Origin of the sequence: Acinetobacter sp. F-1, assembly GCF_022869025.1 — a bacterium.
GTDB lineage: Bacteria > Pseudomonadota > Gammaproteobacteria > Pseudomonadales > Moraxellaceae > Acinetobacter > Acinetobacter pseudolwoffii.
This window is the reverse complement of sequence record NZ_JAJKFX010000013.1, coordinates 75634-86251: the sequence shown is the minus strand read 5'-3', so window position 1 is coordinate 86251 and position 10618 is coordinate 75634. Positions and strand designations below refer to the sequence as shown.

The 10618-nt window shown below is 35.9% G+C and carries 8 protein-coding genes and 1 pseudogene; 7 read left to right on the top strand and 2 right to left on the bottom strand.

Annotated elements, in window-relative coordinates:
- Positions 1 to 358 precede the first annotated feature (358 nt).
- Positions 359 to 955: pseudogene (locus LOZ91_RS12070) on the bottom strand (Fic family protein); the annotation flags it as partial.
- Between the two features lie 141 nt (positions 956 to 1096).
- On the opposite strand from LOZ91_RS12070, the gene antA reads away from it, so the two are divergent.
- From antA to LOZ91_RS12040, 6 genes are all read left to right on the top strand, one after another.
- The gene (antA, locus tag LOZ91_RS12065; protein WP_005107633.1) at positions 1097 to 2512 is read left to right on the top strand and encodes an anthranilate 1,2-dioxygenase large subunit; all 1416 of its coding nucleotides are present in this window, start codon (positions 1097 to 1099) and stop codon (positions 2510 to 2512) included.
- Positions 2513 to 2514: 2 nt separating this feature from the next.
- Positions 2515 to 3006: an anthranilate 1,2-dioxygenase small subunit gene (gene antB, locus LOZ91_RS12060; protein ID WP_005107634.1), complete on the top strand. Its 492-nt coding sequence runs from the start codon at positions 2515 to 2517 to the stop codon at positions 3004 to 3006.
- A gap of 11 nt (positions 3007 to 3017) precedes the next feature.
- A complete protein-coding gene (gene antC, locus LOZ91_RS12055) occupies positions 3018 to 4052 on the top strand; it encodes an anthranilate 1,2-dioxygenase electron transfer component AntC (protein WP_005107636.1) in 1035 nt (344 codons plus the stop codon).
- Between the two features lie 79 nt (positions 4053 to 4131).
- Positions 4132 to 5052 (top strand): catechol 1,2-dioxygenase, encoded by a 921-nt coding sequence (catA, locus tag LOZ91_RS12050; RefSeq protein ID WP_005107637.1) that lies wholly within the window; start codon positions 4132 to 4134, stop codon positions 5050 to 5052.
- 452 nt (positions 5053 to 5504) lie between these two features.
- Entirely contained in the window at positions 5505 to 6761 is a 1257-nt protein-coding gene (locus tag LOZ91_RS12045) for an OprD family outer membrane porin (RefSeq protein ID WP_244783269.1), read from the top strand.
- Between the two features lie 19 nt (positions 6762 to 6780).
- Positions 6781 to 8124 carry an MFS transporter gene (locus tag LOZ91_RS12040; RefSeq protein WP_005107639.1) on the top strand — a complete coding sequence of 448 codons (1344 nt, stop codon included), beginning with the start codon at positions 6781 to 6783 and terminating at the stop codon, positions 8122 to 8124.
- A gap of 64 nt (positions 8125 to 8188) precedes the next feature.
- Here LOZ91_RS12040 and LOZ91_RS12035 read toward each other — a convergent pair whose 3' ends face one another.
- Positions 8189 to 9187 carry an AraC family transcriptional regulator gene (locus LOZ91_RS12035; protein ID WP_005107640.1) on the bottom strand — a complete coding sequence of 333 codons (999 nt, stop codon included), beginning with the start codon at positions 9185 to 9187 and terminating at the stop codon, positions 8189 to 8191.
- A gap of 376 nt (positions 9188 to 9563) precedes the next feature.
- Between LOZ91_RS12035 and LOZ91_RS12030 the strand changes: the two genes are divergently transcribed.
- Entirely contained in the window at positions 9564 to 10550 is a 987-nt protein-coding gene (locus LOZ91_RS12030) for an AraC family transcriptional regulator (RefSeq protein ID WP_244783268.1), read from the top strand.
- The last annotated feature ends 68 nt before the right edge of the window (positions 10551 to 10618 follow it).

Genomic DNA, 10618 nt, shown 5'->3' with positions numbered 1-10618 from the left:
CGTAATGATCTTAAAACAAAAAAGGCTTGAACCCTTACGGTTCAAGCCTTTAGCTGAAGATCTTGGAAGATCTTCGGATTTACTTTTGAATTTTGGTGGAGGTGGCGTCAATTGAACTAAAATCCTAACCTATTCATTCTAAATATATTTTATTGAATAAAAAAATTCATTGACCCAATTTTGACCCAAATTAGATTTAGTGCATTGAATCACTTTAAAATCTTGTTCAAATCCGAATTCAGGATTTGAAGTGGCGTACGGCATTATAGCAGAAAATTATACCTAAAAATAAATGCAATGTTATATCATTACATTTAGCTCATTATGATATTAATAATCACATCAAGCTCAGTATAGTTCAATTTTTTAATTTGTACTTTTGCTTAGGACTCTTTGGGTTATTAGGGAGCGTTCGTTCAATTAACCCGGCCTCCAATGCTGGATTTAAATATTTTTTTTTGGAATGTTGCTCGGTGTGACAAGTCTAATAAAGCCATCAGCTCAGTTAGGTTATATTCCTTCTGCTCCATATGCTGGATGAGATATTTAACTTGATCGCTAACTTGAGCGGTATCTTGATCGCTGGCATCAGAACTAAGTATTGCATCTAGAATCATCTGCAAAATAAACTCAATAAAAGGTGCAGAATCTGAACGATCTGTGCTCGCTTACAATGCATCGTAATAAGCTTTTTGGTTTTGATAAATCAAGCTTTCTACAAGGATATTGAGAAAAATTGGATTCCACTGGCTTAAGATTAAAGTTTGCCACAAACGCTCTATTCGCCCATTACCATCAGTAAATAGGTGTCTCATAATAAAATACTGAACTGTGAATTAATGAGTGCTCATTGCCTTCAGCTAACCACTGCAATAGCTCTTAAACGGTTGACTTGATTTGCAGGCGGAGCTATATGCACGACTCGATTCCCTGACATTACACCCACACCGCGATGGCTGTTCAGACATACCCTAAATATTAAGTAATTATTTAGTATCCTAAAAAGCGGATAAAGATCTGGAGGATTCGGATAGCTCTGTAGGATGAATTTCGCTTCAATGAGGGAAATAACCCTAATGGACTAGAGGATACAACAATGACCTCACGCAGCATTACTGAATGGCAAGACTTCGTTAAGAACTGTATTGATTTTCGTCCACACGATGGTGTGTACCGAATTGCTCGAGACATGTTCACTGAAGCTGAACTGTTTGAGCTTGAGATGGAACAAATCTTTGAAAAAGTCTGGATTTATGCCTGTCATGAAAGTGAAATTCCAAATAATAATGATTTTGTGACCGTTCAAATTGGTCGCCAACCACTAATTATCAGCCGTGACAGTAATGGTGAACTTCATGCCATGGTCAATGCATGTGAACACCGCGGTGCTACCCTGACACGTGTAAGCAAAGGCAATCAAGCTACATTTACCTGTCCTTTCCATGCATGGACCTATAAATCAGATGGCCGCTTGATTAAAGTCAAGGCTCCAGGTGAATATTGCAAACACTTCGATAAAACCACACGTGGTCTCAAACAAGGTCGCATTTCTAGTTATCGCGGTTTCGTATTTGTCAGCTTAGACAGTCAGGCGACAGATTCTTTAGAGGATTTCTTAGGTGATGCCAAGGTCTTTCTTGATTTAATGGTTGAGCAGTCACCAACGGGTGAGCTTGAAGTATTGCAAGGTAAATCAGCTTATACCTTTGCAGGCAACTGGAAATTACAGAATGAAAATGGTTTAGATGGCTATCACGTTAGTACAGTGCACTATAATTATGTATCGACTGTTCAACATCGTCAGCAAGTCAATCTCGAAAAAGGGGCTGACTTAGATACGTTAGATTACAGCAAATTAGGTGCTGGTGATTCTGCAACTGATGATGGTTGGTTCAGCTTTAAAAATGGTCATAGTGTATTGTTCAGTGATATGCCTAATCCAACAGTTCGTCCAGGTTATAGCACTGTAATGCCATACCTTTTAGAAAAATACGGAGAAAAACGTGCCGAATGGGCAATGCATCGTTTAAGAAATCTGAATTTGTACCCTAGCCTATTCTTTATGGATCAAATCAGCTCTCAGTTACGTATTATTCGTCCTGTGGCATGGAATAAAACAGAAGTTATTAGTCAATGTATTGGGGTTAAGGGTGAGTCTGCCGAAGCACGTCGTAACCGTATTCGCCAGTTTGAAGACTTTTTTAACGTGTCAGGTTTAGGCACCCCAGATGACCTTGTAGAATTCCGTGAACAACAAAAAGGTTTCCAAGCTCGACTCGAACGCTGGAGTGATATTTCTAGAGGTCATCATACTTGGGAATATGGTATTACCCAAAATGCTCAAGATTTAAACATTAAGCCAGTCATTACTGGACGTGAATTTACCCATGAAGGCCTGTATGTCAATCAACATGGTCAATGGCAACGTTTAATGCTAAATGGCCTAAATAAAAAAGCATTAAAAATGCAAGATGTGACTTTTGAGCAACACACTATCAAGGACGAGGTGTAATCATGACTGCTGAACTTAACTTTGCTGTTTCTCAGTTTTTAATCAAAAAAGCTGAACTTTGTGATACCTATGATTGGGATGCTTATCTTGATCTATATGATGAAGATAGTGAATACCATATTCCACAGTGGATTGATGATCATAACTATATCCAAGATCCGAATCAGGGCTTGTCGTATATTTATTATGAAGACCGTACAGGGCTGGAAGACCGAATTTTTCGCATCCGTACCGGTAAGGCGGCCTCTGCCACCCCCCTACCACGCACCTTACACATGATTAAGAATGTTCGGGTTAAAGAACTAGATGATGGCTTAATTGAAGCAAAAGTAGCATGGCACACCCTGTATAACCGTCAAGGCTTGGAAGGCAGTTTTTATGGTCATGCCACTTATACCTTACGCAAAGATCAAGATAGCTTCCGTATCCGCCGTCAACATACAGTTTTGCTAAATGACAAAATTGACTCTGTCTTAGACTTTTATCATGTTTAAGGATCAATACTATGACTTATTCAGTCGCGCTCAATTTCGCTGATGGTAAAACCTTCTTCATCTCTGTACATGATGACGAATTGCTGCTCAATGCAGCAATTCGTCAAGGGATTACACTACCTTTGGATTGTCGTGAAGGGGTATGTGGAACCTGTCAGGGCCAATGTGAAAGCGGTTCTTACGAACAGGAATATGTCGATGAAGAGGCACTCAGTGAACGCGATTTGGCAGAACGTAAGATATTGGCTTGCCAAACCCGGGTAAAATCTAATGCTTCTTTTTACTTCGATCATAATTCAAATCTTTGTAATGCTGGCGAATCTTTAAAAATTGCCACTACAGTGACTGCAGTAGAACTTGTTTCTGAAACCACGGCCATTTTGCATATTGATGCCAGCAGTTATAAGCAACCTTTGAACTTTTTACCGGGTCAATATGCACGTCTGCAAATTCCGAATTCTGAGGAATGGCGTTCTTATTCTTTTGCAAACCAGCCTAATGCAACCAACCAGTTGCAATTCTTAATTCGCCTGCTGCCAAACGGTGTAATGAGCAATTACTTGCGTGAATGTTGTGAAGTAGGACAGACCATTTATATGGAAGCTCCTTTAGGCAGTTTCTATTTGCGTGAAGTCGAGCGCCCCTTGGTCTTTATTGCTGGTGGGACGGGATTATCTGCCTTTTTAGGGATGCTGGATAATATCGCTGAACAACCTAATGCCCCAGCAGTACATCTTTATTATGGCGTGAACCAAGAAGCCGATTTGTGTGAACAACAACGTTTACATAAGTATACCGAACGTATGCCTAATTTTAAGTATCAGCCAATAATTAGTAAGGCGTCAGAAAGTTGGACTGGTAAAACCGGTTATATTCAGGACCATTTAAATAAAGACCAGCTTGCAGAGCAAGCATTTGACATATACCTATGTGGGCCACCCCCAATGATTGAAGCGGTAAAAGACTGGCTGGAAGATCAAGCCCTACAGGACTACCGCATTTATAGTGAAAAATTTTTGCAAAGCAATACAACGAATCGTTTTTAAGAACATGGGAATACCCAAAATAAAAGTATTGAGCTTTATAGCTTGGATGTAAATCAAACACCTACTTAAGGAAAATAGCATGGAACGCAAACAAATTAGTGATCTGGTTAAGCAAATGAATGTAGACACCGCCACTGGACCTGTCGACACACGAGTACAGGAAATCATTGTCCGTTTAGTCACAGATCTTTTTCAGGCCATTGATGAGCTCGATATTCAGCCGTCTGAAGTGTGGAAAGGCTTAGAATATTTAACTGATGCTGGACAAGCTAATGAACTGGGCCTACTCGCAGCTGGCTTGGGATTGGAGCATTTTTTAGACTTGCGAGCTGATGAAATCGACTTAGAAGCAGGTATCACTGGAGGTACGCCACGTACCATTGAAGGCCCTCTGTATGTAGCAGGTGCACCTGAGTCTGTGGGTTTTGCCCGTATGGATGATGGCTCTGAGTCTAATCAAATTGATACTCTCATTATTGAAGGGACAGTAACCGATACAGAAGGTAATCTAATTGAAAATGCCAAAGTCGAAATATGGCATGCAAACAGTTTAGGAAATTATTCCTTCTTCGATAAAGCTCAATCAGACTTCAACTTACGCCGCACAATTTTTGCCGATGATAAAGGAAAATATGTAGCGTTAACCACGATGCCGGTCGGTTATGGCTGTCCTCCAGAAGGTACTACACAGGCTTTGCTAAACAAGTTAGGCCGTCATGGTAATCGCCCTTCCCACGTGCACTATTTTGTATCTGCGCCTGGATTCCGTAAGCTCACCACCCAGTTCAATATTGAAGGTGATCAATATTTATGGGATGACTTTGCTTTCGCAACGCGCGATGGTTTAGTCGCAACAGCAGTAGAAGTTACCGATCCAAGCGAAATTAAACGTTATGGCGTAGATAGACCTTTTAAACATATTACATTTAATATATCTCTGGTCAAAAACAGTGTTTCAGCGCCTTCAGCAGAAGTTGAACGTCGTCGCTTATGTGCATAGTGCTCTTTTTCTCTCCACTTGAACTGAGTCTTAATCTGGGTTCAAGTGGAGGGTTTTAAATTAAGCTAAACTTAATTATATCATCCCCATTTTCTAAACTTCTCAATTGAAATAGATATTTTTTTATCCTTAATTATTTTACTTTTCTCTAAAAAACTGATGTATCTATCTTCAATCCTATTTTATTAAAAAAATAATATATTCCTAAAAGCCTCTAGTCTTTTAGCACAATCTTCTCTTTGGAAAATCTTTCCTTCACACATCATACCCCCAATCTTTTTTAGTTATTTAGCTAAATATCCCAATTATCTGATTTGGAAAAAATGGATGGTGTTTAGGAATTTCTGGATAGTTTAAAAGAAGCAAAAAGCGTTCAATCAATACTCTGAAAAAGTTTTTTAAGTGAATGAAATACAGCAAGGAATAATCAATTTCTCTAAGGAAGGTATGAGATGATAGGTCAGCAAGGAATAAAAGTAGGATCAAAAAAATCATTTATATTATTTAGTATTTTAAGTGGAATAAGCTTATCTGGCCAAGCGGAAACAACTGAGCAAGAATGGAAATTTACACTTAAAAATGTTTATATTGAACGAGATTTTGACTCTTCTTCAATAAAAGATATCGGAAGCTGGTCACAATCAGCATCATTGTTTTATACGTCGCAAATGAAGGATACTCCGCTTAGTCTTGCAGGAAGTCCTATCACTATAGGTGTCAATGCTTCAACCCAATATGCAGTACGTCTCAGCTCAGACAAACATGTACCTGATGCTATTTTACCGTTTGATCCTATCACTCAATCACAAGCTGCTGACTATTTTAAATATGGGGCTACCTTAAAATTAGGCTATCAAGATACGCTATTGAGCTTAGGAGAGCTTTGGCTAGATCTTCCTTTGACTACAGTTGACGGTAGCCGTCAGCTACTGAACTCTTATTGGGGTGGAAATTTACGTTCTCAAATAAATGATCAACTGCAGCTTGAGCTTGGACATATCACTAAGTTATCTCCAAGAAATGAAAAAGATTTTCGCAAGTTTTCTTATACTGCTGCAGGAGTCAAACACTATTCAGATGCTCTAAATTATATTGATCTGCGCTATCAAGTTTCACCCAATTTAAAAACAGAATATTATTTTGGTAATCTCGAAAATCTTTATAATAAACATTACTTAGGTGTTGAGCATAACTGGAAAGCCGATCATTTTTCTTTAAATTCAAGGCTAAAATATTTTAATGCGCAACAGGACAATAACCAACTCAATATAGATGCGCAAAACATTGGTTTACTTGAAACCGTAAAGATAAAGAACCACGGTATCGGTATAGGTTATCAACAAATTATGGGTGAATCTGCCTATCCTTTACTTGATGGTTTTTTACCTGAGCCTTATTTTATCAATTGGAATGCAACAGGATTTTTTAAAGAAAATGAAAAGTCTTATCACTTCATCTATAGCTACGATTTTAAAGATTATATTCCAGGACTGAATACAACACTTAAATATGTATATGGTAATAACTTTAACGCCGCTGATGGTCGCGAAAATAGAGAAAGTGAAGCTAATTTTATTGGAAGCTATGCATTTCAACAACCCTATCTTAAAGGTTTAGCTTTGCAATATCTTTTAATTGATTATCACGTTAAATATGGCACTGATTTCACAGAGAATCGTTTTTTTGTAAATTACAGTAAAAAATTCTAAAAATTTTAAGGGAATAAAGATGAAAACAATTGATCTTAATACGGTGATAGACCGTGAAAAACTATCACCATTACAATGGCTAGTATTTACGCTAGGCTTTTTAGTATTTTTTTGCGATGGTTTAGACACTGGTATTATTGGTTTTATTGCACCTGCATTATTAGATGATTGGGGGATAAGCAAACCTCAACTTGCACCAGTTTTGAGTGCTGCTCTGGTCGGTATGTCGATTGGCGCTATTCTGTCTGGCCCTCTTGCTGATAAATTTGGGCGGAAAAAAGTTATTACTTTTACCACATTACTTTTTGGTGTATTTACAGTTTTATGCGGACTTGCTACTTCAACACAAGAGTTGATGATTTACCGGTTCATTACTGGTATTGGCTTAGGTGCAGCTATGCCAAATATTAGTACAATTGTTTCAGAATATATGCCTGTAAAACGTAAAGCATTTTTAACTGGATTGGCAGGTTGTGGATTCATGCTTGGAATTTCTTGTGGCGGCCTTCTATCCGCTTATTTATTAGAGAGTTTAGGCTGGGCTAAAGTCATTATTATTGGCGGTGTTATTCCACTTATTCTGGTCATTATACTACTCGTCAAATTGCCAGAATCACCACAATATTTAATCAAAAATAATCAACTCTCAAAAGCTCAGCATATTTTAGAGCTTATACAAGGAAAACCCTTTTCCGATATAATCACAATTAGATTGGCTCATACTGAAATACAGTCTACTCAAAGTCCTGTTAAGCAAGTTTTAAGCAAATATTTAGTAAGCTCAAGTATGTTATGGCTTTGCTGTTTTATGAGCTTATTAGTCTTTTATCTTTTAACCAGTTGGATGCCAGTCATTTTAAAAACAGCAGGTTTTACTACTCAGCAATTCAGCTTAATTGCCGCTATCTTTCCTTTTGGTGGAGTAATTGGCGCTATAATCATGGGTTGGTATATGGATAAAACCAATCCTAATACAGTTATTCGATACTCTTATCTGGTTGCTTTTGGCTTATTTATTGTAGCAGGCTTCTTAAGTTCAGACATATTTTTCTTTGGAATTACCATATTCTTAATTGGTGCTTTGCTTACTGGTGCTCAATCTTCCTTACTACCTTTAGCAGCCATTTCCTATCCTTCAACCTGTCGAGCTGTAGGCGTCTCATGGATGCATGGCATTGGTCGAATTGGAGCAATTTTAGGTGCTTTCTTTGGATCCTTAATTTTCACATTTGATCTGAGTTTAAGCGGCTTATTCTACATCCTTGCAATTCCTACATTTATTTCATTTATTGCCTTGAGTTTAAAAGTGTTAAGTGAGAAATCAAAATACCCAGAACAAACTGAAATTAAAGAAATAGCTTAAACTAATCTAATAGCATTAAAAGCCAGGTTTAAATCTGGCTTTTAATCTTTACATTTTTAATATTTTAATAAAACTCTTTAAATTTGTTTTTAGTATCACTCGGCTTTTCGCCAAACTCCTCATGATAATCTTGAGAGAATCGGCTCAAATGATTAAACCCCCATTTAAAAGCTAACTGTGAAATAGAGATTCTTTTACCAGGCTCAGGCGTACATAAGGATTTATAAATTTGTTGTAATCGATACTTTTTTAGATAAGCTAAAGGGCTCGTTCCATAATAGGCTTGAAACTCTTCATATAATTTTGATTTTGAGACTCCTGCTAATTTTTGCAAAGTATCAACACTGATTTCCTCACATGCATGGGTAATTATAAATTTATGTACTTTTTGAATATAAGTAGGCTGCCGTTGATTCGATAACTGTCTAAGCTGCTCTGAATAATTATTTTCTTGAGAAAGTAATAAGGTTTTAATGATGAAATTTTCATAGTCTTCAGCAAGCAAAGATAATCCATGAAAACTAATATATTGAGATTTTGAGTTTAAGAAATTCTGGATGTATTTCCACCACGAATTAGTAAGCTGCTGTGAATCAAAATGCATTTTCGGATTGAATATAACAGAATCATCCACAGGTTGCTTAAGAAGATCTGCCAATACAAGATGTAAACTTCTTTCAGGAATGACTACTTGAAGCTTTTTACAGTTTTTATCAATTGCAAGATCTTGCAACTGGGCATTTGAGATAATAAGTCCAGTGTTTTCATCTGAATAATATTGCTCTCCCCTCATATTTAAAATTTGTTTGCCACATAGAGGTAGGCTAATACTATAAGCTTTAAGATGGGAAGTATTTATTGCTACGTTAGCGCCATAAGAAATGGTACCGATCGTCATCTGCTTACTAGGTAGGCGCATTCCATCATAATGAAAATCTAAAGTATTCCGATAACTGGTATCCAAGCGATGTTCGCCACAAATGTTTGACATAAGATTTTGAGCAAAATCGGCTTTTTTTGAATAATGTTTCAATTCAATATCTTCTTGGCTTAGTGATTGCATTCCTTGTTCACCTAGCTAAAATTTATAATATTGTTAAATATATCAGTTAGGACAGCTATCTGGATAGACAAATTCTATATTTAAATTCAATCTCAAACCTTTCCTAGTATTAGAATTTATTTATTGGTAAAATAAAAAATTAATATAACCATTATAATCAATGACATAAAAATTAGCGTAGCATCATAAAACTTAAAAACAAAAAAAATACCTTTAAAATATTTACTTATACCAATAGGGTATATTAAATAAATAATAATTCTTACATTAAAAATATTTTTTAAATTAAATATTTCTTGCTATATATAAAATACATAATAAGATTTATTAGTTAGAAGTACCTACCTATATTTAATCAGTCTACAAGGATATCGTGATGATTAATCTAGATAAATTTGAAAAAAATTTACCCAAAAAGTTTTCTACTAATTTAAAGCATCCAGAAGATGTGTTGCAATGGATGATAAAGGTAAATGGCCCGCATCGCCTCTACATTCCAGACCCTCAAAAAATTGATTTTTTACATGAGGGTATTAACGTTGGTGCGATTACTTTCGGTACTGTTCAATATTCTACTCTAGCAAACATTTCTATTGATAATTTACAACATTGTTATATTTTTAATGTACCTATTGAAGGCATTCAAGAAATTAAAATTAAATCATCAACTATATATTCTAGTGATGAGGTAGCTGCTATATTTTCACCTCATCAACCATTTTCTATGATTTTACAACCTAACTGCCAAAAACAAATGATTCGAATTTCAAAAGATAAGGTAGAGAACTATCTTTCCCAATTATTAGGCTATAAGATAGTTAAACCATTAATCTTTGATATTCAAGCACCTATGCAAGGTTCGATTAAAAAATGGTTTAATTTAGCCATGAATTTTCAAGAATTTTTGTTGGAGGCTGAATATCTTCTAGATTTTCAAAATATCTGGAGCAACTTTGAAAAAAATTTAATTTCTATTTTATTAAACTCTCAACCTCATAATTACAGTTTAGAGCTTGAGCATCGATTAAAAGGAAAACCCTCATATTTAAATTATATTGAAGATGTTTTTAAAGAAAATCTTTCTCAACCAATTACACTTAATGAGCTTGAAAAAATTCTAGGCATCTCACGTGAAAAATTATACCAAGATTTTAATACTTACTATGGTCAATCTCCTGTAGCTTACTTACGTAATTTGCGTTTCGAAGAAACTTATAAACGTTTAAAAAATATAAAACCTTGGGAAAATGTTTCAAGTATTGCAATGGATTGTGGTTTTCAGCAATTAGGCCGTTTCTCACAAGAATATAAAAACCGTTTTGGAGAGTTACCTTCTGAAACATTAAAAAATAGTATTCAATAAAACCACCTATTTTATTTATATAGTTTTAAGCTAATTAAAAGAGCACTTCATTTATAAAGTGCTCTTAT